We start from the raw sequence: 24583 nt of genomic DNA, 5'->3' as shown, positions 1-24583 counted from the left end.
CTCACCTCGCCTGGTCGACGGTCTCCTCGGTGGTCACCTGCCGGAGCTGGATCGCGGCCATGACGCCCGTGGCCACCAGGACGACCGCACCCGAGATCGCGGCCATCCGCATGCCCTCGGTGAAAGCCGTACGTGCCGCGTCGAGCAAGGCCGCCCGCGTCTGCTCCGGAAGCCGGGCGGCCACCTCGACCGCGCCACCGAGCGTTTCGCGCGCCGTCTGGGCGGCCTCAGGGGGGAGGCCGGGCGGAGCGGCGAACGACCAGCGGTAGATCGCCAGCCCGAGGCTGCCCAGGACCGCGACACCGAGCGCGGCGCCGAACTCGGTACCGGCCTCCAGCACCGCCGACGCCGAGCCGGCCCGCTCCTCGGGCGCCACCGTGACGACCAGATCGGAGGCCACCGCCTGAACGGCGCCGAGCCCGGCACCCAGCAGCGCCAGGCCGATCACGAGCGTCTGGACGCCCGGCTCCCCTTCGAGCTGCGTGAGCACCGCGAAGCCCGCCCCCGCGAGCAGCATGCCACCGCCGATGACGAATCCGGGACGCGTCCATCGCACCACCACCACGGCCAGCATCGATCCGACGAGGGCCATGCCCGCGGCGGGCAACGTCAGGATCCCCGCGACGAAGGGGCGCAGGCCCAGCACCAGCTGCAGGTATTGCGCGATGAAGTAGAACAGCCCCATGAGGGCGAAGATGGCGAGCGTGCTGGTGATCAGCGAGATGCCGAACCCCCGGTTCGCGAACAGGCGCAGATCGAGCATCGGGTCGGTCAGCGCGCGCTGCCTCCAGACGAACGAGATGCCGGCGGCCAGGCCCACGGCGATGCCGAGCGCGGCGGTCGAGCTCAGGCCCTGTTCGGCGATGTCCTTCACTCCGTAGACGATCGGGAGCACGGCTACCAGCGTCAGTGCGGCGCTCACCATGTCGAGCCGGCCGGCCTGCGGGTCGCGATATTCCGGTAGCAGGATCGGGCCGAGCGCCAGCAGCAGGACCATGATCGGCACGTTGATCAGGAACACCGAGCCCCACCAGAATCTCTCCAGCATCCACCCGCCCACGATCGGGCCGAGCACGCTGCCCCCGGAGAACCCGGCGGCCCAGATCGCGATGGCCAGCCGGCGCTGCCGAGCCTGGTGGAACATGTTGCGGATCAACGCCAGGGTGGACGGCATGAGGGTCGCGGCCGCCGCTCCTTGCAGGGCGCGCAGGACGATGAGCATCTCGGCGCTGGGCGCGTAGGCGGCCGCGGCGGAGGTGACCCCGAAGACGGCGGCGCCGATGAGTAACAGGCGCCGGCGGCCGATCCGGTCCCCGAGCGTGCCCATGACGATCAGCAGCCCCGCCAGCCAGAAGGCGTAGATGTCGACGATCCAGAGCTGCTCGGGCCCGCTCGGCTGGAGATCCGCGCTGAGGAACGGCAGCGCGAAGTAAAGGACCGTGACGGTAATAGAGATCAGCAGGACGGGCAGGACGAGAACCGACAGTCCTATCCACTCCCGCCGTCCGGCGATCTTCGACTCCGTTTCCATCCCACACTCCTCAGATACCGTGTACGAGTGCATACGACGTACTCATGTCCGCCACCGGTAGGCCTCAAGACACGAAACGGGAAATAAATTCCGACAAAGCGCCACTGGCGGGTATATATCGCGCAGTTTCGGCAGAGTCGCGGCGCGATTCATCACGCTTGGCGATCAATTTCATCACGAACTCATGTGATAGAATTTCACCACTTATCAAGATGCGCGTGACAAAATCTGTGAGGCCAGATGCTCACCTGCGCAGAATGCGGCAACCCGTTGTGTGCCGCACCTCGGGGGCGACGACCGCGATATTGTTCGCGGTCGTGCCAGGCTCGGGCATACAGGGCGCGGGTGGCCGCGCGCGCACGGCCCTGCGCCGAGGCGCCTCCCCCAGAGCCCACCAGAGAAGAGACCCTGCCGCCCAAACCCGAGCCCGCCCCGCGAGCACCTCGCGAAGGGCTCACGTTGGAACGGCTCGTGGACACCGGCATCGAGATCGCCGATACCGAGGGCCTGGAGGCGCTGTCCATGCGCCGGGTGGCGGCCGAGCTCGGCGTGGGCACGATGTCGCTGTACCGATACGTGACGAGCAAGGACGCCTTGATCGAATTGATGGTCGATCGCGTGCACGGCGAGGACAAGAATCTGACGCCCGTCCCGGCCGACTGGCGGTCCCGGCTCGAACTGTCCGCGCTGCGGGAGTGGCGGCTCTATTCCCGGCATCCGTGGGTGCTGCAGGTCATCGCGACCCCTCAGCCGCCGCTCGGGCCGAACGTGCTGGCCGACCTCGAACGGGCCATGGGCGCCCTGGACGGTCTCGGGCTCGATCCGGTGACGATGCACTGGGTGAGCATCGCGGTGAGCGCCCAGGTGCAAGGGGCCGCCCTGCTTCGCGTCAGCGAATGGGAGGCCGAACGGCGTACCGGGGTCACCACGCGGCAGTGGCGCGCGGCCAAGATGCCGATGCTGGCGGAGATTCTCGAATCCGGCCACTTCCCCATGCTGTCGAGCCTGCTGGAGCGGCAGGAGGAAGTGGCCCACATCGACGAATGGCTCTGGTTCAGCATCCGCCGCCTGCTCGACGGGGTCGCCGTCTTCATCGAGGAGCGGGAGAATTCCGGCTCGGCCGAACACGAGCCGGATCTGCGAAAGGCGCTGTGAGACCCGGGCCTTACTCATTCGGCCACTTTGGTACGGGTGGTCCACCGGAAGAGCGGCGGGCCGCCGGAATCCGCGGATACGCCGACCCGCTCGAAATGCTCGTATCCGCCGTTGCGCGGAATCTTTATCTTTCCCGCTGAGACCACGTCGTGCATGACGCGCAGCTTTCGCGGAACATCGGCGGGACCGCCCTCGAGCGCGACCTCCACGGGTTCGCGCCCGGACAGGGGCGGCACGGCGGACGAGGAGCCGTCGAAGGAGGGAACGGTCATGTCGGGTACCTCCGGTGATCGTGGCCGGCCGATCTCTAGGGGAGATCTCTAGGGGAGATCTCTAGGGGAGATCTCTAGGGGAGATCTCTAGGGGAGATCTCTAGGGGAGATCTCTAGGGGAGATCTCTAGGGGAGATCTCTAGGAGAACGTGCCGGCCGGTTGCGGCGCGTGGCCGAATTCGGTGGCTAGGGCGCAGACGTACCGGCCGTAGCTGGACGGCAGCAGTTCCTCGCCGAGGCGGTAACAGGCCTCGGCGTCGATGTAGTTCATCCGCAGCGCGATCTCCTCGATGCACGCGATGCGTACGCCCTGCCGGCCCTCCAGCATGTGGACGTACTGGCTGGCCTGCAGGATGGAGTCGGGCGTGCCCGCGTCGAGCCAGGCGAACCCGCGTCCGAGTTCGACGAATTTCGCCTTGCCCCGCTCGAGATAGACCCGGTTGACGTCGGTGATCTCGAGCTCACCACGGGCGGACGGCTGGACGTTCTTGGCGATGTCGATCACGTCGTTGTCGTAGAGATAAAGCCCGACGACGGCGCGGTTGGAGCGCGGATGCGCAGGTTTCTCCTCGATGGAGACGAGCCTGCCGAGCGAGTCCATCTCGGCGATGGCGTAGCGCTCGGGATCGCTGACCGGATGGCCGAACAACACGCAGCCGTCCACGTCCGCGGTGTTCTCCTGGAGGATGTCGTAGAACGAATATCCGTGGAAGATGTTGTCGCCGAGCACCAGCGCCACGGAATCGTCGCCGATATGGTCGGCGCCGAGTATGAAGGCGTCGGCCAGGCCGACGGGCTCGTCCTGGCGCGCGTAGGTGATGCTGAGCCCGAGGTGTGAGCCGTCGCGCAGCAGGCGCGCCAGATTCGGCAGGTCCTCCGGGGTGGAGATCACCAAGATCTCTCTGATATTCGCGAGCATGAGCACCGACAAGGGATAATAGATCATCGGCTTGTCGTTCACGGGGAGCAACTGTTTCGAGACCGCGAGAGTAATGGGGTACAGCCGCGTACCGTGCCCGCCGGCCAGAATTATGCCTTTCACGAAATACCCTTCCTCAGGGGAAAACCGGGCAGCCAGAATCCATATTCGTTCCCCGAGCATCACACCGGATCACCGCGGAATGGACTCCAAGACAACCCTCATTTACCCCCTACCCCGCCCCCGGCGCCCCCCTATGTCGGCCGCTAAACGGTTGCGCACGGTTTACCGGCGATATGATTTCCACGCCGAAAGGCGGATCGTGACGCGACGCACGGTGACTACGCTCGGGATCAGGCAGGAGATCTTGCGATGAGGATTCTGGTCACGGGGGGTGCCGGATTCATCGGCTCCCACTACGTGCGCGCCCTGCTCGAAACCGACGGCGACACGCGGATCACCGTCCTCGACAAACTCACCTACGCCGGCAACCCCGCGAATCTGGACCAGGTACGCACGAGCGACAGATTCACGTTCGTCCAGGGCGACATATGCGACGCGCGGCTGGTCGACCCACTCGTCGCCGAACACGACCAGGTGATCCACTTCGCCGCCGAATCCCATGTCGACCGATCCATCACGGGCGCGACCGAGTTCGTGCGGACCAATGTGGCCGGCACCCAGACCCTGCTCGACGCGGCGGTCCGCAGCGGGCTGGGGACCTTCGTGCACGTCTCCACCGATGAGGTCTACGGCTCGATCCCGGAGGGCTCGTCGCTGGAGTCCGATCCGCTGCGGCCCAGCTCCCCCTACTCCGCCTCGAAGGCGGCCTCCGACCTGCTCGCCCTCGCCTATCACCGCACCCACGAGCTCGACGTACGCGTCACCCGCTGCTCCAACAACTACGGCCACCACCACTATCCCGAAAAGATCATCCCCCTGTTCGTCACCAACCTCCTCGACGGGCGGCCGGTTCCCCTGTACGGCGACGGCGGTAACAGCCGCGACTGGCTGCATATCGACGATCACGTGCGGGGCATCGAACTGGTCCGGGCCGGCGGCCGTCCCGGTGAGATCTACAACATCGGCGGCGGCACCGAGCTCACCAACCGGGAACTCACCGACCTGCTGCTCAAAGCCTGTGACGTCGGCTGGGACCTGGTCTCGTACGTCGAGGACCGCAAGGGCCACGATCTGCGCTACTCGGTCGACTGCGCCAAGATCCGCGCCGAGCTGGGCTACCGGCCCCGCAAGGATTTCGAGACCGGCCTGGCCGAGACCGTCGCCTGGTACCGCGACAACCGCGCCTGGTGGCAGCCGCTCAAGAGCGCCTGAGGTCAGTGGCCGGGGTGCGGCCAGGGAGAGGCGGATGAACCAGAGGCCACCTCGGTCGGTCGAGGTGGCCTCGGGTGGACGTCAGTCCTCGATGTGGATGGCCAGCGCCGGGCAGACCACCGCGGCGTGCCGGACGTCGGCGGCCTGCTCGGCCGGCGGGTCGGCGTTCAGCAGCACGACGATGCCGTCCTCGTCGCGCTGGTCGAACACGTCCGCGGCGGCGACCACACACTGTCCCGAAGCCACGCACTTGTCCTGGTCGATGATCACCTTCATGAGATCCTCTTGCCTGTCGTCGTAGTAGTCGGGAAAGTCACCAGGTCACGGGGAGCGAGTAGACCCCGTACACCGAGCCGTCGTGCTTGAACGGGATCTCTTCCAGATCCGCGGCCGGCCGCAGGGTGGGGATGCGCTTGTAGAGGGTGCTGTAGACGACCTGCAGTTCCATCCGGGCCAGCGGCTGGCCCAGGCACTGGTGGACGCCGAAGCCGAACGCCACGTGGTGGCGGGCGTCACGCTGGATGTCCAGCCGGTCGGGGTCGGGGAAGGCGTCGGGGTCGCGGTTGCCGATGTCGTTGGGCATGATCAGCCCGTCACCGGCGCGGATGACCTGCCCGTCGATCTCGATGTCCGCCAGCGCCAGCCGGCGCCGCCCGTTGTGCGTGATGTTCAGGTAGCGCAGCAGCTCCTCGACCGCCGAGGAGACGAGCTTCGGATCCGCGCTGTCCCGCAGGAGGGCCAGCTGGCCGGGGTTCTCCAGCAGGGCGAGGGTGCCGAGCGCGATCATGTTCGCGGTGGTCTCGTGCCCGGCGATCAGCAGCAGCACCCCGATCCCGGCCGCGTCGTGCTGGGACAGCTCCCCGGTCTTGATCCGCTCGGTCAGCCCGGACAGCAGGTCGTCGCCGGGGTTGGCGAGCTTCTCGCCCAGCAGGTCGTTCAGGTAGCCGTTCAGGCGGCCGACGGCGGCCATCCGCTGCTCCGGGGCCGCGTCCCGGTTGATGAGGACCTTGCTGTTCTCCTGGAAGAAGTCGTGGTCGGCGTACGGCACACCGAGCAGCTCGCAGATCACCAGCGAGGGCACCGGCAGGGCGAACGCCGTCACCAGGTCGACCGGCTTCGGACCGGCCAGCATCTCGTCGATCAGGTCGTCCACGATCTTCTGGACGGCCGGCCGCATCGCCTCCACCCGCTTGATGGTGAACGGCGCCGTCACCATCCGCCGCAGCCGGGCATGCTCGGGATCGTCCATCAGGATGAAGCTGATGGGCGCCGCGCCATTGAGCGGGGCCGGGCTCGGATAGCCGGGCCGGGTGATGTCGGCACTGACCCGTGGGTCGGCCAGCAGCGCCCGCTGCTCGGCATAACGGGTCACCACCCACGGGGTGCTCCCGTCCCACAGGCGGACCTTGGCGAGCGGGCCCTCCTCCTGCTTGGCCTGCAGCGCCGGGGGCGGATCGAAGGGGCAGCCCTTCGCCCTGGTCATCGGGTAATCCGGAATTTCAGCCGTGCTTGTCATGAATTCTCCAATGTCAGGGAGTCGGTACGAGGTCGGAGAGCGCGTCGACGACGTCCTGCCGACGCAGGCGCGTCTGTTTGGGCATGTTCCAGCCCAGGACGCCGGTGACCCTGCCGTCGCGGCGGTAGAGCGCGACGAAGCGGCGGTTCGCCGGGTCGCCCTCCACCACGGTCACCTCGGCGTCGACGGGCAGCACTCCGTGTACCTGGAGCTTGGCGTCGAACTGGTCGGTCCAGAAGTAGGGCACGGGACAGTAGGGCTGGTCGTCGCCGAGGACGTTCGACGCGACGGTCATGGCCTGTTCGGTGGCGTTGGTCCGGTTCTCCAGCCGCAGCAGGCCGCCGAGCTTGTCGTGGTGCCAGCGGGCCACGTCGCCGACCGCGTAGATCCCGTCGGCCGCGCGGCAGCGGGAGTCGCACACCAGCCCGTTGTCCACCCGCAGGCCGCTGCCGGCGAGCCATTCGGTCGCCGGGTCGGACCCGATCGCCACCACGACCACGTCGGCCGGCAGCACTTCGCCGGTGACCAGGCGCACGCCCGTGACGCGCCCCTGGTCGCCGGTCAGCCCGCTGACCCCGGCGCCGAGCCGCAGGCGGACCCCGCGCTCGGTGTGCAGCTCGGCGAGCATCCCCGAGACCCATGGCCCCACCTGACCGGCCAGCGGTGCCGCCAGCGGACCGGCCATGGTGACCTCCAGGCCCAGGCCGTGAGCGGTGGCGGCGATCTCGGCGCCCAGCACGCCTTCCCCCACGACCACGAGCCGCGAGGAAGCCAGCAGCTCCGCCCGCAGCGCCAGCGCGTCGTCGAGCGTACGCAGCGTGTGGACCCCGGCCAGCTCCGCCTGCCCGGCGAGCCTGCGGGGCCGCAGCCCGGTGGCCACCACGACGGCGTCGGCCCGCAGGGCGCGCCCGGACGCGGTATGGACGGTGCGCCCGGCCGCGTCCAGGCCGACGGCCGGGTCGCCGAGGATGAACTCGGCGTCCAAGGCGGACAGAGCCGTCTGCGGCCGTAGCTGAGTCCGCTCGGGGTCCCAGGCGCCGGAGAGGACCTGTTTGGACAACGGTGGCCGATCGTAGGGCAGATGCGGCTCGGCACCGAGTATGGTCAGACCGCCCGGATACCCCTTGCGCCGCAACGCCTCCGCGGTGGCCAGCCCGGCGGCGGACGCGCCGACCACCAGGACGCTGGAGGGCGCGTTCACGCTTTGACTACGTTCATGGAAAAGTCCTCCTTAGGACGTGACCGGTGCCAGCCACAGTCCGACGATGGCGTCGATCAACCCGGTCGCGGCGTCGTGCCAGCTCGATCGGGGTGTGGGGGTGCCCTCGGCCAGGGCGCGCTCGCGCTCGGCGCACACGTGCACCATGAGCTGACGAGCCATGTCATAGCGCTCGGCCCGCACCTCGGCCGGCAGATCGGGCAGGCACCGGTTGAGCCCGTCGATGATCTGGAGCAGCGCGCGCGAGCTCAGAGCCTCCTCGATCATGATTTCGCGGAACACCGGGTCGGTCATCACCTGGGCGCCGAACCGGGCGAACCAGGTCGGGTTGCCCAGGGCGGCCAGGTGATCGGCGGTCGGGCGTACCAGGCAGGCCACCCAGTCCCGTACGTCCGAGCTGTCGCCGATCTCGACCAGTATCCGCAGGCGTACCCGCTCGATCCGCTCGGCGTGTTTGCGGACGATGGCGCGTACGAGATCGGTCTTCGTGCCGAAGTGATAGCCGACCGCGGTGTTGTTGCCCTGCCCCGCGGCCTCGCTGACCTGCCGGTTGGACACCGCCATCACCCCGTGCTCGGCGAACAGCCGCTCCGCCGCCGTCAGGATCGCCTCCCGCGTCGCCTCGGCCCGATCGGCCCGGACGGTCCGGCCGGTCACGGTCACCACCGCACCAGGACTTCGCGCAACCCGCCGACGGCGAGTCCTTCGACCCGCCGCAGGTCCGCCACCGGGACGGCGAGCTCCAGCGAGGGGAGCCGGCGCAGCAGCACCTCGAGCACCGCCTGCAACTCCGTGCGGGCCAGCGCCTGTCCCAGGCAGGAGTGCGCCCCGGCGCCGAAGGCCAGGTGGAGGTTCGGGCTGCGGCCGAGGTCCATGTCGCCGGCGCCCTCGAACGCGCTCTCGTCGCGGTTGGCCGCGGCCATGCTGCACACCACGGTCGTCCCGCCCGGCAGCACGGTCCCGGCGACCTCCAGGTCCTCACCGAGGTAGCGCGGCATGCCGAACCCCGCGTTGGCGTCGAACCGCAGCGCCTCTTCCACCGCGGTGCGCACGAGCGACCGGTCGGCCAGCAGCAGCTCCCAGCGACGCCGGTCGGCCAGCAGCATCGCCACCATCTTGCCGATCATGTTCGCGGTGGTCTCGTGCCCGGCGACCAGCAGGCCCATGCCGGTGGCCACCAGGGTCGCGTCGGACAGCCGCCCGCCGTCGGCGTCGGTGTTCGTGATGAGCTCGCTGAGCAGGTCCTCGCCCGGTTCGGCGCGCTTGGCGATGATGTGGGCGGCCATGTACTGGACGAACTCGGCCTGCGCCGTGTCGATCTGCGCCTGCGTGTAGCGGGTCAGGTTGAGCAGCGTGTCGGACCAGTACGCGAACCGGTCGCGGTCCGCGTCCGGGACCCCGAGCAGATCGCAGATCACCCACACCGGCAGCGGGAAGCCCAGGCTCGCCTTGAGATCCGCCGGCCGGCCCCGCTCCAGCATGTCATCGATGAGCCGCTCGGCCATCGCCTCCATCCCCGGCCGCAGCGCGGCCATGCGCTTGACGGTGAACCACTTGCTGATCATCCGCCGCCAGCGCTGGTGCGCCTCACCGGACTGCGGTATCGCCGTCGCCATCTCGCTGTTGAAAACCCCGCCCGACTCGTTGTCCGAGATCCGGGCCGCGTCGTCCACGTGCGTCGGCCGGGTGAACCGCGGGTCGGACAGCACCCGCTTGACGTCCTCGTAGCGCGTGACCAGGGACGCCTCGTCGCCGCTTGGCAGCGTCACCCGCGCCACGGGGCACTTCCGCTGGAGCTGCGCCCATTCCACCGGCGGCTCCAGGGCCGCGTCACTGGGAATCGGATAGATCAGGACTTGCTCGCCTTGGCTCACGACGCGGCCTCCTCCGAACCGACGGTCAGTTCGTGGTCAGTAAACCCGTACTGTTAGATTAAGTCAAGCGACTGATTTAAGTCCTGTCGAGTCGTCCCCAACCCCTTGTGATGGAGGTTTCCCCCATGTCCACTGTGCCCGCTCACGCCCGGCCATCCGGGCCGCCACAGACGAATACCGTCGTCGTGGTGCTCGCCCTCGCCGGGATTGTGGTCTCGCTGATGCAGACCCTGGTGATCCCGCTGATCCCCCAGCTCCCGCGGCTCCTGAGCGCCCCGGCCGCCGACACGGCCTGGGCGATCACCGCCACGCTGCTCGCCGGCGCCGTCGCGACGCCGACGGTGGGCCGGCTGGGAGACATGTACGGCAAGCGGCGCATGCTGCTGATCAGCCTGGTCCTGCTGGTGACCGGCTCGGCCGTCTGCGCTCTGGCCGACACGTTGACGCCCATGGTCGTCGGACGGACGCTGCAGGGCCTGGCCGCCGGTGTCATCCCGCTCGGCATCAGCATCATGCGCGACGAACTACCCGCCGAGCGCCTCGGCTCGGCGACCGCGCTGATGAGCGCCTCGCTGGGCGTGGGCGGCGCGCTCGGCCTGCCCGCGGCCGCCTTCCTGGCCGAACGTACCGACTGGCACGTGCTGTTCTGGACCGCGGCAGCCCTCGGCGCCCTGGCCACCGTGCTCGTGCTGACCCTCGTGCCGGAATCCAGCGTGCGTACCGGCGGCCGCTTCGACCTGGTGGGCGCGGCGGGGCTGTCGATCGCGCTGGTGTGCCTGCTGCTGGCGATCTCCCAGGGGGCCGGCTGGGGCTGGACCAGCGGCCTGACCATCGGCCTGTTCGGCGCGGCGGTCGTCGCGCTGGCGCTGTGGGGCTGGTGGGAGCTGCGTACCAGCCAGCCGCTGGTGGACCTGCGCACCACCGCGCGCCGTCAGGTGCTGCTGACCAACCTCGCCTCCGCCGTGTTCGGCTTCGCGATGTTCGCGATGTCCCTGGTGCTCCCGCAGCTCCTGCAGATCCCGAAGGCCACCGGCTACGGGCTGGGCGAGTCGATGCTGACCGTGGGCCTGGTGATGGGCCCCTCCGGCCTGGTGATGATGGTGATGGCCCCGCTGTCCGCGCGGATCTCCAAGGCCAGGGGTCCCAAGGTGACCTTGATGTGCGGCGCGCTCGTGGTCGCCGCCGGTTACGGCCTGAGCATCGCGCTGATGTCCGCCATCTGGCACCTGGTGCTCGTCTCCGCGGTGATCGGGGCCGGGATCGGACTCGCGTACGGCGCCATGCCCGCGCTCGTCATGGGGGCCGTGCCCGTGTCGGAGACGGCCGCCGCCAACAGCCTCAACACGCTGATGCGGGCCATCGGCACCTCGATCTCCAGCGCGGTCTCCGGCGTCGTCCTGGCCCAGATGACCACCACGCTCGGCTCCGTCACCCTCCCGTCCCAGAACGGCTTCCGCCTGGTCATGGCCATCGGCGCGGGCGCCGCGCTGGTCGCCCTCGCCTTCGCGGCCTTCCTCCCCGGCCGCCGCCCGACTTCCGCCACCCCAGCCACACGGCCCACCGCCGCGCGGGTCTGACAACCCTCGCCAGCCGCGTTCCCCACACGTACCACTTCGTCACCGGCACCGCGAGCGATCGCCACTCCCACTCCACAGAGGGACCCCAACAATCACCGTCCCCGCTCCTCAGAGGGACCCCAACGATCGCCACCCCACTCCCCCGAAGGACCCCAACGATCGCCACCCCGCTCCCCCGAAGGACCCCAACGATCACCGCCCACTCCCCTGAAGAACCCCAACGATCGCCGCCAGCCGCTCCCCCATAGGACCTCAGCGATCGCCGCCCCCGCTCCCCCGAAGGATCCCAGCCGATCACCGCCCTCACTCCCCCCAAAGGACCCCAGCCGAAGTACGGCGGGGAGTGCGGAATACGGAGGGCTACCCCTTGATCGCGCCCTGGGTGATGCCGTTGACGAAGCTGCGCTGGAAGATGAGGTAGACGACCACGATCGGGGTGATGACGATCAGACCGGCCGCCGACAGCAACGGGATGTCGGTCGAGTACTGCCCCACGAACAGCCCCAGACCCCCCGGGGCGGTGCGCCGCTCCGGGTCCTGCATCATGACCAGCACCAGCAGGAACTGGTTCCACGACCACATGAAGTACAGGACCGACAAGGTGGTGATCGCCGGCCACGAGATCGGCAGCAGCACGCGCGCCAGCACGACGATGTCCCTGGCGCCGTCGATGCGGGCGGCCTCGACGAGCTCTTCGGGGATGTTGGAGAAGTGCGAGCGCATCCAGTAGACGCCGAACGGCATGAACAGCGCCACCTCGGCGAGAATGATGCCGAGATAGGAGTTGGTGAGGCCGACCTCGCGCAGGTTGAAGTAGAGCGCCACCACGATGAGCTCGATCGGCAGCGTGAGTCCCAGCACGAAACCGGCCGTCACCGTCTTGTGGCCCCAGACCTTCAGGACCGTCAGCCCGTATCCGGCCAGCGTGGCCAGCACCAGCGCGAGCGGCACCACGCACACCGAGATCAGCACGCTCGACCGCATGAGGGCGGTGAAGTTGCCCCGTTCCCAGGCCAGCGCCAAGGTCTCCCACGACCACCGCTCAGGGATGCTCAGCCCGTTGAGCTGCGCGCCCGGCGGATGCAGGGCGGCCAGGATGATGCCGGCGAACGGCAGCAGCACCATGACCGCCAACACGACAAGTACGCCATACCGGATGCTGACCCCGCCGCGCATGCTCAACCCTCATCCCTGGTGAAGTATCGGATGGCGCTGACGACGGCGATCACCAGCACGGTCAGCACGACCGCCAGCGCGCTCGCGCCGCCGATGTCGCCCTCGTTGAAGGCCAGCCGGTAGACCAGCAGGGCGGGCACGTTCGTCTGTCCCGCCGGGCCGCCGTTCGTCGTGGTGAAGACGAGGTCGAAGCTGGCCAGCGCCGCGATCGTGGTGATGACGCCGGCGATCGTGATCTCCTTGCGCACCCCGGGCAGGGTGACGTGGAGGAACTGCCGCCATGATCCGGCGCCGTCGAGGGTGGCGGCCTCGTACAGGGACGGGTCGATCTTCTGCGCGCCGGCCAGGAAGAGCATCATGCACAGCCCGCTCATCGCCCAGGTCCCGATGAACCCGAGCGCGACCAGCGCCAGCTGGTAGTCGCCCAGCCAGGCCCGGGTGATCCCGCCCAGCCCCACCAGGTCGAGGACCTGGTTGACGACGCCGGTGTCGCTGTAGAGCCAGCGCCAGGTGATGCCGACGGCCACCAGCGGCAGCACCTGGGGCAGGAAGAAGATGATCCGGAAGAACGTCATCCCGCGCCGCACCTTGCCCATCAGCAGGGCCGTCATGAGCAGGCCAACGCAGATGGGGATGAACGAGAAGAAGACGATCAGCACGAGGCTGTGCAGAATGGCCTCGTACAGCGCCGAATCCCGAAAAATCTTGATGTAGTTGTCCAGGCCCGCCGAGGTCGCCGGCAGGATGCCGTCCCAGTGCAGGAAGGACAGGCGCAGCGTGTTCAGCGCCGGCCAGATGGCGAACCCCAGATAGACGGCGAGCGCGGGAAACACGTAGAGCCAGCCGCGCGCCCGTCCGCCACGCCGGACGCGCCTACTTCCGGACACCGGCTCTCCGCCGCGGGCCGAGGTGGCCCGCGGCGGGGAGATGGATGTGCTCAGATCACGAGCCATGGTGTCCGTCCCACGACTCCTGCAAGGAGCGCAGGAAGTCGTCAGCGGTCATCTTCTTGCTGATGAGCCCCTGGACACCGGGGGTCAGTTTGTCGATCATGCCGGGAGAGGCGTAGTCGGGGAAGGGGACGATCCCGTTGTTCTGCGCCACCGGCGTGAAAGCCTTGGCGATGTCGCCGCGCAGGCCCGTCGCGCCCAGCTCGGCCTTGGTGTTGACCGGCATGAACCCGCCGTCGAACTCGATCTTCGCCGCCTCCGGCGAGCTCAGGAAGTCCAGGAACGCCGCGGCGACGTTCGGGTTCTTCGACTTGGCCGAGATGGCGTAGGCCACGCTCGCCCCCGAGGCGACGTTCAGCGGCGTGGTCGACTCCGAAGGCATGAGGAAGAAGCCGACGTTCTCCTTCATCTCCGTCTCGAGCGTCGAGGCGGCCCAGTTGCCGGTCACCAGGAACGCGCTCTTGCCCTTGGAGAAGTTCGCCAGCGCGTCGGCGTCGGCCGTGGCGTTCGCCGACGGCGGGAAGTATCCCTTGTCCGCCCAGTCCATCAGGATCTTGGTGGCCTTCTGCGCGCCCGGGTTCTCGATGGTGCCGCCCGGCTCGCCGTACACCCAGGACCGGTAGGCCTTCACGTCACCGGTGACGTTGAGCAGCGCGTTCCACAGGTGGAACCCGCCGACCTGGAGCGCGCCGAGGCTCAGCGGGGTCTGCCCGGCGCCCTTCACCTTCGCCAGCGCGGCCTCGAACTCGCCGAGCGTCTTCGGCACGTCCGCGACACCCGCCTTGGACAGGATCTCCTTGTTGTAGTAGACGCCCACCACCGACAGCGCGCCGGGCGCGGCGTACAGGCCGCCGGTGCCGAACCGCTTGGCCGCCTTGTCCGAGCTGAGCACCTCCAGGCTGGACGGGGGGAACTTGCCGTCCCAGCCGTACGCCTTGGCCCACGGGCCCAGGTCCAGGATGAGCCCGGCGGGGACCAGGGAGTTCATCGCGCCGGGGTTGTACTGCGCGATGTCCGGCGCGGAGTCCGACGACATCGACAGCTTGATCGACTTGACGTAGTCGTTGAACGGCGTCATCTGGGGCTTGATGGTGACGTTCGGGTGGAGCTTGGTGAAGGCGTCCACCAGCGTCTTGGTGGGCGGATCGTTGCTGTAGGCCAGGGTCAGCGTGACCGGGTCGCTGGGGACGGTCGTCGAGACGTCGACCTTCTTCGTGGTGGCCGGGGCGCTCGTGCCGCCGGTGCCCGCGCAGGCCGTCAGGGTGAGTGTCGCCGCGGTGCCGAGCGCGACGAGCGCCTGCCACCGACCTGGTGCTGTCATGTGCATGACCTTTCGCCTATCTCCGTGTCGCCGATATCCCGGGGGATCTTCATCGGGTCTCCTGACGGCCGCTGCGCACCAGGTCGAACCTGGTGCGCTCGAGCTCGTCCAGCGAGTGCAGCAGGGCCCCGTGGACGACGGCGTCGTCCCGGAGCGTCGAGACCTCCAGGGCCGGTTGGCCCAGAGGCTGGTCGGCCAGGTGCCGCCGGACCGCGGCGAGCAGCGTCTCGCCGCATCTGGCCAGCGGGCCGCCGATGACCACGAGCCGTGGATCGAGGATCGCCCGGATCGCGGCGACGCCTTTGGCGAAGCGGCGGGCGACCACGTCGATCACGTCCAGGGCGGACGGTGTGCCGTCGACGACGGCGTCCAGCACGGCGTCGAACGCCCGCTCCCCCGCGGCCTCGAGCCGCGCCCGGAAGGCGTCGTCGCCGTCGCGTCCGGCCGCCGCCGTCGCCAGGCGGACGATCTCCTCGCCGCCCACCCAGCTCTCGAACGGGCCGAGGCCGTGCGGATGGCGGGGCTCCGGCGGGACGTCCGCGAACAGGTCCAGGAAGCCGACGTCGCCGGCGTCGTTGGAGGCACCGCGGTAGAGCTCGCCGTTCAGCACGATCCCGGCGCCGACGCGCTCACCCCAGTGGACCATCACCAGCGAGTCCTCGCGCCGCTCCGCGCCGCGCCAGCGCTCGCCCTGGGTGGCCAGCTTGACGTCGTTGTCCAGGTAGATCGGGCAGCCGAGGGCGTCCTTCATCCGGCGATGGAGGATGTCGCCGGTCAGGCCGGGCATGCTCGGGATGAGTCTGATGACCCCCGTCGCCGGGTCGACGATGCCGGGAGTGCCCACCGAGGCGAACCACAGGTCGTCGGTCGTGATGCCCGCCGAATCCAGCGTGCGCGCCACCGTGGACAGGAGTGTCTCCACCACCTGCTCGCCGCTCGAAACCACCTGCTCGCCACTCGAACCGGCGCTGAGCTGCACCGCGTCGGTCGCGATGACCGTACCGGCGAGGTCGGACACCGCCAGCCGCAGGTCCTGCGGGCTGATCGACAGGCCGAGCACGTAGCCGGCCTCCGCCCGGAACCGCACGAGCTGCGCGGGCCGCCCCGCCCTGCTGGAGTCACGATCAAGGGAACCGAACTCGACGAGACCCTCCGCGGCCAGCGCGTTGAGCGAGCGAGTGACCGCCTGCCGGGACAGCCCCACCGCCTTGGCCAGCGCGGACACGCTCATGCTCGTCTCGGTCCGCAGCCGCCGCAGGATGGCGCCGGCGTTGACCTCCCGCATGAACTGCGTGCCGACCGCGACCACCTGCTCCATGACATCTCCCCTGGCCTCGACTTGCCGGTACGCTAGCATAATAATTATGGACCGTACGGAACTAATTCGTCGAGGGGCGTGACCTGCGATGTCATCCGGTGATCCCGAGCAGGCACCACAGTGGGCGGACACCGTCCGCGGGCTGGCTCATCGCGTTCTCGGACCGGTGGTGGCCGAGTCGATCCGGTTCGTCACGCGCGACGGCGCGGGGCGCGGCTATGAGTACGAGGCGAGGGACGGCGCGCTCACCGTCGCCGCGACGGATGGCGTGAGCGCGTCCGTCGCCCTCCATCACTATCTGCGGGAACGTTGCGGCCTGTCCGTGGGCTGGGACACCGTGCTGCCGTTGGGGCTGACGACGCTTACGGACAGCCCGCCCCGGCGGGGCTCGGCCCGGGTCCAGGACGGCTACTACTTCAACTTCTGCACGTTCAGCTACACGATGCCCTACTGGGACTGGGCCGACTGGGAGCGCGAGATCGACTGGATGGCCCTGCACGGCATCACCATGCCGCTGGCCATCACCGGCCACGAGGCCGTGCTGCATGCCGCCTACTCTCTCCTCGATCTCGACGACCAGACCATCCGCGGCTTTCTGGGCGGCCCAGGCTACCTGCCGTTCCAGTTCATGGGCTGTTTGGACGGCTTCGCCGGGCCGCTGTCCGCGTCCTGGATCGAGCGCCATCGCGAGCTCGGGGCGCGCGTCCTCGACCGGGAGCGCGCCTTCGGCATGACGCCCATCCTTCCGGCGTTCACCGGGCACGTCCCGCCCGAGATCGCCGCGTCGTCGCGGGCCGGTCGCCGCGACTGGCAGGGCTTCGAGACCTGGGTCCTCGACCCGGCCGATCCCCTCTACGAGCGGCTGAGCGCCGAGATCACCCGGGCCCAGATCAAGTTCTTCGGCACCGATCACCGCTACGCCGCCGATCCGTTCATCGAGATGATCCCGGTCGACGCCGACCCGGCCTTCCCCGGTGCCGTGGCGGCGGCGACGCTGGCCGGTCTGCGGGCCGCCGATCCGGACGCGGTCTGGGTCATGCAGGCCTGGCCGTTCTCCTACCAGCGGGACTTCTGGACCGACGACCGCGTCACCGCCTTTCTCGACGCGATCCCGGATGACCGGATGCTCATCGCGGACCTGTGGGCGGAGTACGACCCGTTGTGGGAGCGCTTCGAGCAGTTCTCCGGCAAGCCCTGGCTCTGGTGCGCGCTGCTCAACTTCGGCGGCCGCACCGATCCGGTCGCCGACCTGCGCGGCGTCCCGGCCTCGGTCGACACCGCCCTGGCCGCGCCGAACCCGCCCACCGGCCTCGGCCTGTCCATGGAGGCCACCCGCAACAACCCCGTCTTCTTCGAGCTCGTCGCCGACCAGATCTGGAACCAGGTCCCCGACCTCGACGCCTGGCTCGACGCCTTCGTGACCCAGCGCTACGGCAGGGGCCCGGCCGCGTTGCGGACCGCCTGGCACGGGCTTCTCGATACCGTCTACGACCCCCGGGGCCGGCGGATCTACCCCGCGCAGTTCAACGGCATCCTCACCGCCAAACCCTCCTACACGCGGATGGCGCAGGCACGCGCCGACGTCACCCAGGCCCTCTGGTACGAGCCGGCCGTGCTGGCGCAGGCCTGGGAACGGCTGATCGAGGTGGCCGAGCACGACCGCGACCTGGCGAACGGCCCGCTGGGGCACGATCTCGTCGAAGTGGGGATCGCGTTCATGGCCAGGGTCGCCGACCGCTACTACCTCGACGCCGTGGAGCGGTCGGTGTCGGGCGGCACACCCGCCCTGCCGGAGATCGCCAGGTTCCTGCGCGTCTTCGAAGACCTCGACCGGATGCTGGCCGCCCGGCCCGAGTACACCTTCCAGCACTGGGAGTCCAAGGCACTGTCGTGGGCCGCCGACCCGGCCGACCGCGACGTCCTGCTGGACAACGCCCGCCGCATCATCACGGTGTGGGGCACCACGGACAGCCCCCTGCTCGACGACTACGCGGGTCGCCATTGGAGCGGACTCGTCGGCGGCTACTACCGCGACCGCTGGGAGTTGTGGGCGCGTGGCCTCGACCGCGCGCTCGCCACGCCCGGCGCCGCCTCCGAGGCGGATCTCCAGGAACAGCTCCGTGACCGGGCCGAGGCCTTCCTGCGGGAAGGGCCGGCGCCCGCGCCGGCGGACCTGGGCGACCTCGCCACGGAGTCACGCCGGCTGTTCACCGCTTACGCGGCCCAGCCATCAGACAACGATCTATGAGGAGAACGATGCCCCAGGTGGTACCGCCGACCGAGCGCCGGAATCCCCGCACCGCCGACATTGACACCCTGGAGTCCCGTGAGGTCCTCCGGCTACTCCAGGAGGAGGACGCCCGGGCGGTCGAGGCCGTCGGCGCGGCCATCGACCCGCTCGCCCAGGCGGTGGACGAAGCACATCTCCGCCTGAGCCGGGGCGGAACCGTGCACTACTTCGGCGCCGGCGCGTCAGGGCGGCTGGCGGTGCTGGACGCCACCGAGATCACCCCGACCTTCGGGGTGGCGCGCGAGCTGTTCACCGCCCACTTCGCCGGTGGGCCCGCCGCCGTCGGCGACTCCTCCGTCGACCGCGAGGACTCCGAGGAGCTGGGCGCCGCCGACGCCGAGGTCCTCGACGAGACCAGCGTGGCGATCGGGATCACGGCATCCGGATCGACTCCGTACGTGGCCGGCGCGCTGCGCGTGGCCCGGTCCGCCGGCGCTCTCACGGTGCTGGTCACCTGCGTCCCGGACGCCCCGCTCCGCGAGCTGGCCGAGATCACCGTCGTCGCCGCCACCGGGCCGGAGGCGCTGACCGGCTCCACCCGGCTCAAGGCGGGCACGGCGACGAAGGTGATCCTCAACGCTTTCTCCACGGCTCTCATGATCAAGTCCGGCCGGACGTACGGGAACCTCATGGTCGGGCTGGTCGCCACCAACGGCAAGCTCGCCGAGCGCGCGGTACGGCTGCTCGTCGAGGCGACGGGCGAGGACGAGGCGAGCTGCCGCGCGGTCCTGACCGACGCGGGCGGGAACATCCCCGAGGCGCTCGTACGGCTGCTCACCGGCTGCTCCCCCGATCAGGCGCGGTCCGCGCTGGAGCGGCACCCGGGCGTCCGGGCGGCCGTCGCCGCGCTGGCGGGCGCCAGATGAGCTTCGCGGGCGTCGACGTCGGCGGTGGCGGGGTCAGGGTGCGGATCGAGGCCGGCGGGTCGAGCGCGGCCGGGGACGACGCGTCTCCGGTGCCCCGTGAGGAGGGCCGGGTCGACCTCGATCGGCTCGCCGCACGGATCACCCGGGTCATCGAGGACACCGTACGCGACCTGAGGATCGACCGGTTCTTCGGCATGGCGATCGGCACGACCGGGCTGCCCGGCCTGGTCCGGGACCCGAGCACGCTCTGGCGCGCGCTGCGCGGGCGGTTCGGCCTGGGCGCGCTCGTGGTCACCGGTGACATGGTGACCACGCACGTCGGCGCGCTCGGCTTCCAGCCCGGAGTCGTGGTCGCCGCGGGCACCGGCGTCATCACGCTCGGCACCGACCTGGCCGGCGTCTGGAACCAGTCCGACGGGTGGGGATACCTGCTCGGCGACCACGGCGGCGGCGCCTGGATCGGGATGCGCGGCCTGCAGGCGGCGCTGCGCGCGCATGACGGCCGGGTCGGCGGGTCGGCCGCTCTCCTCGCGCACCTGACGGCCCGCTTCGGGCACCCCTCGGAGCTGGTGGCGCTGGTCTACGGCTCGGCGTCGGCGGCCCACCACCTCGCCTCGTTCGCGCCGTACGTCGGGGAGGCGGCCCGCGACGGGGACCCGGTGGCCCGGCAGATCTGGACCGAGGCCGGCCGGCAGCTCGGCCAGACCGCGGTGGCCGCCGCGGCCGGACTCGAACCGGTCTTCTCCTGGGGCGGCCGGCTCTTCGACGCCGCGGACCTGCTGATGGAGCCCTTCCAGAACACGGTCCGCACCCTGCTCCCCGGCGCTCGCTTCCGGCCACCGCGAGGCACCTCGGCCGACGGCGCGCTCGCCCTGGCCCGCGCCGCCGCCGACGGCTCGGTGGCGCCGCACCACCCCTACGTCTACGTCTTCACCGAGGCGGCTCAACCGATTGGTGGATCGGCTCAGCCATCCGGCCGATCGGCCGGTTCAGCCGTCGACTCATGAGATCGGTCGATGCGCGCGCGGGCGTGGCGTTGCGACGCTGAGGGCATGCGCCATCCCTCGAACTCCCCGTCTCCGCGCGCGACAGCCGATGAGGATCCGTTCAGCCTGACGGCGTTCCGCCGCATGAAGGTCCTCGTCGGCTGCTACTTCGTCCTGAGCGTGCTCACCCTCGTGGCCGCGTACGTGCTGCGCGACGACCCCGCGATGGTGAACGACACGGTCTGGATCCGCGGCGCGATCGTCGCCGTCGCCTCGTCGCTGATGTACGCCTTCGTGACCGGCACGGCCCGGGGGCGGCGCCGGGCGTACCTCCGGCTGCGGATCACCTCGGCCCTCATGGTGGTGGCCATCGCGGTCCTCATCTCCATCCCCGGCCTCCTGCCGATGTGGATGAGGATCGAACAGGGGGTCTGCGGACTGCTCCTGCTCGGCGTCGTCCTGATCGTCAACGGCAGGCATCTGCGCTCGTTGTTCGCCGCCAGGCGCGGCTAGATTGTTCGCGGGGAGGAGCTGTCAGCAGGAGGGCGCGGATGATGATGCCCCGCTTCTGGGCGGATGCGCGGGAGCACCGAGAGCGTCCGGTCATCACCGTCATGCCGTACGCGTTGCTGGCGCTCCTGGTCGCCGTCACGGTGATCAACAAGCGCTCGGCGGGCGGCTCCCTGCTCTTCGACCTGGTCCTGTGCGCGCTGGCCGCGGTGTGGATGCTGTGTGTGTTCACCCTGCGTCCCGCCTGGCGGGACCGGCCGGCGGTGATGACGGTGTTCGTCGCCGTGCTGGTCGTGATCATGATGGTTCTGGTGGTCAGGGATCCTTGGTTCGGGTTCTTCACGCCCGCCGGGTACGTCTACGCGTTCAGGCTCCTGCCTTGGCCGTGGCGGCTGCCCGGCGTCGCCGGGGTGGCGGTCGTGGCGAGCATCGCGCAGGCGTACGACGTGGACAAGACCACGCTCGGGGGCCTGATGACCTGCCTGGCGGTCGTGGCGGCGAACGTACTCCCCATGTGTGGTTTCGCCTGGTTCGCCGAGCGGGCCGCGCAGCGGAACGAGCAGCGCCTGCGGGCTCTGGAAGAGCTGGGCGAGGCCAACCGGCGGCTCGAGGCGACGCTGGCGGAGAACGCCGGCCTGCACGAGCGGCTCCTGGCCCAGGCGAGGGAGGCCGGGGTGCTGGACGAGCGGCAGCGGATGGCGCGGGAGATCCACGACACCCTGGCCCAGGGGCTCACCGGGATCATCACCCAACTGCAGGCGGCCGAACAGGCCGGCCAGGATCCGGCCGAATGGCACCGGCACGTCACGGCCGCGACCACGCTGGCCAGGGAGAGCCTGACCGAGGCACGGCGATCGGTGCACGCGCTGCGTCCCGAGCCCCTGCGGACGGCACGGCTGAGCGAGGCACTGGCCGACGTCGCGGACCGCTGGTCGGCGCTGCACGGGGTCGCGGTCCAGGTCGCGACGACCGGCACGGCCCGGCCACTGCCGCCGGAAGCCGAGGTCGCGCTGCTGCGGACCGCGCAGGAGGCACTGGCCAACGTGGCCAAGCACGCTCGGGCGGGCAGGGTCGGGGTGACGCTGTCCTATATGGAACGTGAGGTCGCTGTGGACGTATGGGATGACGGGCGCGGCTTCGACCCGGCCCGGCTCGGCAGCGGCGGCCCGCACGCGTCCGCGGGCGGCGGCGAGTCCGGCGGGTTCGGCGGGTTCGGTCTGGTCGCGATGCGGCAACGAATCGAGGCCCTGTCCGGAACGCTGCAGGTCGAATCGGAACCGGGCGCCGGCACGGGAATCTCGGCCTGCATCCCTACCGCCACCCCCGCTGCCACCCCTGTCGCCACCCCTGTCGCCATTCCCGCCGCGCAGACAGGCGTCGGCCGGTGAGCCGCCTCGACAACACCCCGGAGACCGGCGGCAGTCGCGACGAGGCCGGCGCGCCGGAGACCAGTGGCGGTCGTGACGAGGCCGACGCGCCGATCAGCCTGCTGATCGTGGACGATCATCCCGTGGTCAGGGACGGGCTGAGCAGCATGTTCGCGCGCGACCCGGAGTTCGAGGTGCTCGGCGAGGCATCCGACGGCGCCGAGGCGATCCGGCTCGCCCGATCCCTCTCCCCCGACGTGATCCTGATGGACCTGCGCATGCCCGGCATGGACGGCGTGACCGCGATAGCCGAACTGGCCAGGCTGGGCATACCCGCACGCGTACTGGTGCTGACCACCTACGACACCGACAGCCACGTCCTGCCGGCGATCGAGGCGGGCGCGACCGGCTACCTGCTCAAGGACGCCCCCCGCGCCGAACTGGTGCGAGCGGTCCGAGCGGCGGCCCAAGGTCAGTCGGTGCTGGCGCCATCGGTGGCGGCCCGGCTGATGAGCCGCTTCCGAGCCCCCAGCACCAGCCCGCTCAGCCGCCGCGAACTCGAGGTCCTCGAACTGGTGGCGGCCGGCACCACCAACCGGGAAACCGCGGCCAGGCTGTTCATCACCGAGGCCACGGTCAAGACCCACCTGCTCAACATCTACGCCAAGCTCGGCGTAGGTGACCGTGCCGCCGCCGTGGCCGAGGCGTTCAACCGAGGCCTGCTCACCCCCGGGCCCCCGGGACCACGACCATAAAACTGTCAGTGCCCGATCGCACACTGTGCGTATGCATGATGACGAGCCTCTCGAACTCGGCGAGATCTCCGTCGCCGACTGGCACGCCCACACCGACAAGATGGCGGAGGTCAGCTTCCTGACCATCGCCCGCCGGCTGCCCTCGCTCGTGCGCCAGGCGATGCGCATGGCGTGGGGGGCCAGCCCACGCGACGCCCTGGCCACCATCTCGCTCAACCTGCTCGGCGGGGTGTTCACCGCGTTCGGGCTGCTGGCCACCACCGGCGTGCTCGCCGCCCTGTTCAGCCAGGGGCCGACCCCCGACCGCGTGATGGCCGCGCTGCCCAGCCTCGCCCTGGTCGCCACCGCCGCCGCGCTGCGCACCGCCATGCAGGCGGGCGCCGGCTGGGCGCAAGCCCGTCTCACCCCCCAGATCTCCCGGCTCACCGAGGAGCGGCTCTACGGCCTGACCAGCCGCGTCGACCTGGTCGCCTACGACGACCCCGGCTTCCACGACTCCCTCGAGCGCGCCAAGATGCGGGGCGTGGCGGTGGCCGACTCGGTGGTGAGCTCGGCCATCGACGTGGTGACCGCCGCGGTCGGCATCACGGCCGTGGCCGGCGTGCTCGGCGTGCTCCACCCGGTGCTGCTGCCGCTGCTCCTGCTGGCGGTGCTGCCCGACGCCTGGGCCGCGGTCCGTAGCGCGCGGATGCGCTACATGACGATGCACGCGCTCATCCCGGCCCGCCGCCGTAAGTGGATCATCGCCGAGCTGCTGGCAGACCGCGAGTCCGCCGCCGAGGTCCGCTCGTTCACGATGCGCGGCTTCCTGCTGCGCATGTACGACGCGGTGGCCAAGGCCGAGCAGGACGTCCTGCTGCGGCTGGCCAGACGGGAGACGACGGCGCGGCTCGTGGGCGAGGCCTTCGGCGGCCTGGGCACCGGCCTGGTCTACGCCGCGCTCGGCGTCCTGCTGGCCATCGCCGCGATCCCGCTCGCCGTGGCGGGCACCGCCGTCCTGGCGATCAGATCCGCCCAGCAGTCCCTGAGCAGCCTGATGTACGCCACCAACCGCCTCTACGAGCAGGGCCTCTACTTCACCGACTTCCTGGAGTTCTGCGCCGACGCCGAACGCCGCCTCCCCGGCCCCCGACCGACCACGGCCCCCGAAGCGTTCCAGAGCATCGTCGCCGACGCCGTGACCTTCACCTACCCGGGCGCCGACGAGCCCGCGCTCTGCGACGTGTCCATCGAGGTCAAACACGGTGAGATCGTCGCCTTCGTCGGCGAGAACGGCTCCGGCAAGACCACCCTCGCCAAGATCCTGGCCGGCCTGTACGAACCTGACAGCGGCACCGTCTACTGGGACGACACCAACCTCAAAGAGGTCAGCCCCGAAGACCTCCGCCTGCGCACCGCGGTCATCGCGCAGGACCACACCCGCTGGCCGCTCACCGCCCGCTACAACATCACCATGGGCACCGACAAAGGCGATGCCGCCTTGCACTCGGCCGCCGAGGTGGGCGGCGCCGGCGCGGGCGAGTCGCGGGTGTACGGCGAGGGGATCCAGCCGATCCGGAACATCGACTCGCGGCGCGGGTCCGGCGCCGACGCCGAGAACGGCCGGGACAGGAGCGACTCCACCGCGGCCACCGGAGCTCCGGAGG

Annotated in this window: 22 protein-coding genes (1 of these 22 running past the window's edge); 10 read left to right on the top strand and 12 right to left on the bottom strand. The window is 70.0% G+C overall.

Translation table 11 applies throughout. The features are described from left to right. Position 1 precedes the first annotated feature (1 nt). On the bottom strand, positions 2-1531 hold the full coding sequence (locus KME78_RS16495) for an MFS transporter (protein ID WP_219529761.1): 1530 nt from the start codon (positions 1529-1531) through the stop codon (positions 2-4). 459 nt (positions 1532-1990) lie between these two features. Between KME78_RS16495 and KME78_RS16490 the strand changes: the two genes are divergently transcribed. Beyond that, a complete protein-coding gene (locus KME78_RS16490) occupies positions 1991-2686 on the top strand; it encodes a TetR/AcrR family transcriptional regulator (RefSeq protein WP_219529760.1) in 696 nt (231 codons plus the stop codon). A gap of 14 nt (positions 2687-2700) precedes the next feature. On the opposite strand, the gene KME78_RS16485 is transcribed toward KME78_RS16490, so the two are convergent. Next, on the bottom strand, positions 2701-2958 hold the full coding sequence (locus KME78_RS16485) for a DUF5988 family protein (protein ID WP_219529759.1): 258 nt from the start codon (positions 2956-2958) through the stop codon (positions 2701-2703). Positions 2959-3097: 139 nt separating this feature from the next. Beyond that, entirely contained in the window at positions 3098-4000 is a 903-nt protein-coding gene (gene rfbA, locus KME78_RS16480) for a glucose-1-phosphate thymidylyltransferase RfbA (RefSeq protein WP_219529975.1), read from the bottom strand. Between the two features lie 249 nt (positions 4001-4249). On the opposite strand from rfbA, the gene rfbB reads away from it, so the two are divergent. Beyond that, a complete protein-coding gene (gene rfbB / locus KME78_RS16475; protein WP_219529758.1) occupies positions 4250-5212 on the top strand; it encodes a dTDP-glucose 4,6-dehydratase in 963 nt (320 codons plus the stop codon). 81 nt (positions 5213-5293) lie between these two features. On the opposite strand, the gene KME78_RS16470 is transcribed toward rfbB, so the two are convergent. Genes KME78_RS16470 through KME78_RS16450 form a run of 5 tightly spaced genes read right to left on the bottom strand, consistent with a single transcriptional unit; the run spans position 5294 to position 9821 of the window. Next, positions 5294-5488: a ferredoxin gene (locus tag KME78_RS16470; protein WP_219529757.1), complete on the bottom strand. Its 195-nt coding sequence runs from the start codon at positions 5486-5488 to the stop codon at positions 5294-5296. A 37-nt stretch (positions 5489-5525) separates the two neighbouring features. Next, the gene (locus KME78_RS16465; RefSeq protein ID WP_219529756.1) at positions 5526-6728 is read right to left on the bottom strand and encodes a cytochrome P450; all 1203 of its coding nucleotides are present in this window, start codon (positions 6726-6728) and stop codon (positions 5526-5528) included. 13 nt (positions 6729-6741) lie between these two features. After that, positions 6742-7929 (bottom strand): NAD(P)/FAD-dependent oxidoreductase, encoded by a 1188-nt coding sequence (locus KME78_RS16460; protein ID WP_219529755.1) that lies wholly within the window; start codon positions 7927-7929, stop codon positions 6742-6744. Between the two features lie 30 nt (positions 7930-7959). Next, positions 7960-8604, bottom strand: a complete 645-nt coding sequence (locus KME78_RS16455) for a TetR/AcrR family transcriptional regulator (RefSeq protein WP_219529973.1) — start codon at positions 8602-8604, stop codon at positions 7960-7962. A gap of 2 nt (positions 8605-8606) precedes the next feature. Further along, the gene (locus KME78_RS16450; protein WP_219529754.1) at positions 8607-9821 is read right to left on the bottom strand and encodes a cytochrome P450; all 1215 of its coding nucleotides are present in this window, start codon (positions 9819-9821) and stop codon (positions 8607-8609) included. 125 nt (positions 9822-9946) lie between these two features. Between KME78_RS16450 and KME78_RS16445 the strand changes: the two genes are divergently transcribed. Further along, the gene (locus KME78_RS16445) at positions 9947-11398 is read left to right on the top strand and encodes an MFS transporter (RefSeq protein WP_246651160.1); all 1452 of its coding nucleotides are present in this window, start codon (positions 9947-9949) and stop codon (positions 11396-11398) included. A gap of 360 nt (positions 11399-11758) precedes the next feature. Here KME78_RS16445 and KME78_RS16440 read toward each other — a convergent pair whose 3' ends face one another. From KME78_RS16440 to KME78_RS16425, 4 genes are read right to left on the bottom strand one after another with little or no spacing between them, the layout of a single operon-like run. Continuing rightward, complete coding sequence (locus KME78_RS16440; RefSeq protein ID WP_219529752.1) at positions 11759-12574, bottom strand: carbohydrate ABC transporter permease; 816 nt, start codon at positions 12572-12574, stop codon at positions 11759-11761. Positions 12575-12576: 2 nt separating this feature from the next. Next, on the bottom strand, positions 12577-13527 hold the full coding sequence (locus tag KME78_RS16435; RefSeq protein ID WP_219529751.1) for a carbohydrate ABC transporter permease: 951 nt from the start codon (positions 13525-13527) through the stop codon (positions 12577-12579). Next, positions 13517-14845, bottom strand: a complete 1329-nt coding sequence (locus KME78_RS16430; protein ID WP_246651159.1) for an ABC transporter substrate-binding protein — start codon at positions 14843-14845, stop codon at positions 13517-13519. Before KME78_RS16430 ends, KME78_RS16435 begins: the two co-directional genes overlap by 11 nt. A 49-nt stretch (positions 14846-14894) precedes the next feature. After that, positions 14895-16163 (bottom strand): ROK family transcriptional regulator, encoded by a 1269-nt coding sequence (locus KME78_RS16425; protein WP_219529749.1) that lies wholly within the window; start codon positions 16161-16163, stop codon positions 14895-14897. Positions 16164-16251: 88 nt separating this feature from the next. Between KME78_RS16425 and KME78_RS16420 the strand changes: the two genes are divergently transcribed. From KME78_RS16420 to KME78_RS16390, 7 genes are all read left to right on the top strand, one after another. Then, positions 16252-18411, top strand: coding sequence for an alpha-N-acetylglucosaminidase (locus tag KME78_RS16420; RefSeq protein WP_219529748.1), 2160 nt, complete (start codon positions 16252-16254; stop codon positions 18409-18411). 8 nt (positions 18412-18419) lie between these two features. After that, entirely contained in the window at positions 18420-19319 is a 900-nt protein-coding gene (locus KME78_RS16415) for an N-acetylmuramic acid 6-phosphate etherase (protein WP_219529747.1), read from the top strand. Beyond that, positions 19316-20326 carry an N-acetylglucosamine kinase gene (locus KME78_RS16410; protein ID WP_219529746.1) on the top strand — a complete coding sequence of 337 codons (1011 nt, stop codon included), beginning with the start codon at positions 19316-19318 and terminating at the stop codon, positions 20324-20326. The genes KME78_RS16415 and KME78_RS16410 overlap by 4 nt, the downstream gene beginning before the upstream one ends. 45 nt (positions 20327-20371) lie before the next feature. Continuing rightward, the gene (locus KME78_RS16405) at positions 20372-20818 is read left to right on the top strand and encodes a hypothetical protein (RefSeq protein WP_219529745.1); all 447 of its coding nucleotides are present in this window, start codon (positions 20372-20374) and stop codon (positions 20816-20818) included. Positions 20819-20856: 38 nt separating this feature from the next. Next, entirely contained in the window at positions 20857-22203 is a 1347-nt protein-coding gene (locus KME78_RS16400; protein ID WP_246651158.1) for a sensor histidine kinase, read from the top strand. A gap of 92 nt (positions 22204-22295) precedes the next feature. Continuing rightward, positions 22296-22937, top strand: coding sequence for a response regulator (locus tag KME78_RS16395; RefSeq protein WP_219529969.1), 642 nt, complete (start codon positions 22296-22298; stop codon positions 22935-22937). Positions 22938-22968: 31 nt separating this feature from the next. Then, positions 22969-24583, top strand: partial view of an ABC transporter ATP-binding protein gene (locus tag KME78_RS16390; RefSeq protein WP_219529744.1) — the 5' portion only. The gene runs 434 nt beyond the window's last position; 1615 of the gene's 2049 nt are visible here — the first part of the coding sequence; the start codon lies at positions 22969-22971; the stop codon falls past the right edge of the window.

Source organism: Nonomuraea guangzhouensis, from assembly GCF_019396345.1.
In the GTDB taxonomy this organism is placed as follows: Bacteria; Actinomycetota; Actinomycetes; order Streptosporangiales; family Streptosporangiaceae; genus Nonomuraea; species Nonomuraea guangzhouensis.
The sequence above is the reverse complement of the archived record's forward strand: the minus strand, read 5'-3'. Positions and strand labels throughout refer to the sequence as shown.

Bases quoted from the DNA above. Each gene is read 5' to 3' on its own strand.
- KME78_RS16495 (WP_219529761.1), bottom strand. From the start codon at position 1,531: ATGGAAACGGAGTCGAAGATCGCCGGACGGCGGGAGTGGATAGGACTG.
- KME78_RS16485 (WP_219529759.1), bottom strand. From the start codon at position 2,958: ATGACCGTTCCCTCCTTCGACGGCTCCTCGTCCGCCGTGCCGCCCCTG.
- rfbB (WP_219529758.1), top strand. From the start codon at position 4,250: ATGAGGATTCTGGTCACGGGGGGTGCCGGATTCATCGGCTCCCACTAC.
- KME78_RS16470 (WP_219529757.1), bottom strand. From the start codon at position 5,488: ATGAAGGTGATCATCGACCAGGACAAGTGCGTGGCTTCGGGACAGTGT.
- KME78_RS16465 (WP_219529756.1), bottom strand. From the start codon at position 6,728: ATGACAAGCACGGCTGAAATTCCGGATTACCCGATGACCAGGGCGAAG.
- KME78_RS16445 (WP_246651160.1), top strand. From the start codon at position 9,947: ATGTCCACTGTGCCCGCTCACGCCCGGCCATCCGGGCCGCCACAGACG.
- KME78_RS16440 (WP_219529752.1), bottom strand. From the start codon at position 12,574: ATGCGCGGCGGGGTCAGCATCCGGTATGGCGTACTTGTCGTGTTGGCG.
- KME78_RS16435 (WP_219529751.1), bottom strand. From the start codon at position 13,527: ATGGCTCGTGATCTGAGCACATCCATCTCCCCGCCGCGGGCCACCTCG.
- KME78_RS16430 (WP_246651159.1), bottom strand. From the start codon at position 14,845: ATGACAGCACCAGGTCGGTGGCAGGCGCTCGTCGCGCTCGGCACCGCG.
- KME78_RS16425 (WP_219529749.1), bottom strand. From the start codon at position 16,163: ATGGAGCAGGTGGTCGCGGTCGGCACGCAGTTCATGCGGGAGGTCAAC.
- KME78_RS16420 (WP_219529748.1), top strand. From the start codon at position 16,252: ATGTCATCCGGTGATCCCGAGCAGGCACCACAGTGGGCGGACACCGTC.
- KME78_RS16415 (WP_219529747.1), top strand. From the start codon at position 18,420: ATGCCCCAGGTGGTACCGCCGACCGAGCGCCGGAATCCCCGCACCGCC.
- KME78_RS16410 (WP_219529746.1), top strand. From the start codon at position 19,316: ATGAGCTTCGCGGGCGTCGACGTCGGCGGTGGCGGGGTCAGGGTGCGG.
- KME78_RS16405 (WP_219529745.1), top strand. From the start codon at position 20,372: ATGCGCCATCCCTCGAACTCCCCGTCTCCGCGCGCGACAGCCGATGAG.
- KME78_RS16400 (WP_246651158.1), top strand. From the start codon at position 20,857: ATGATGATGCCCCGCTTCTGGGCGGATGCGCGGGAGCACCGAGAGCGT.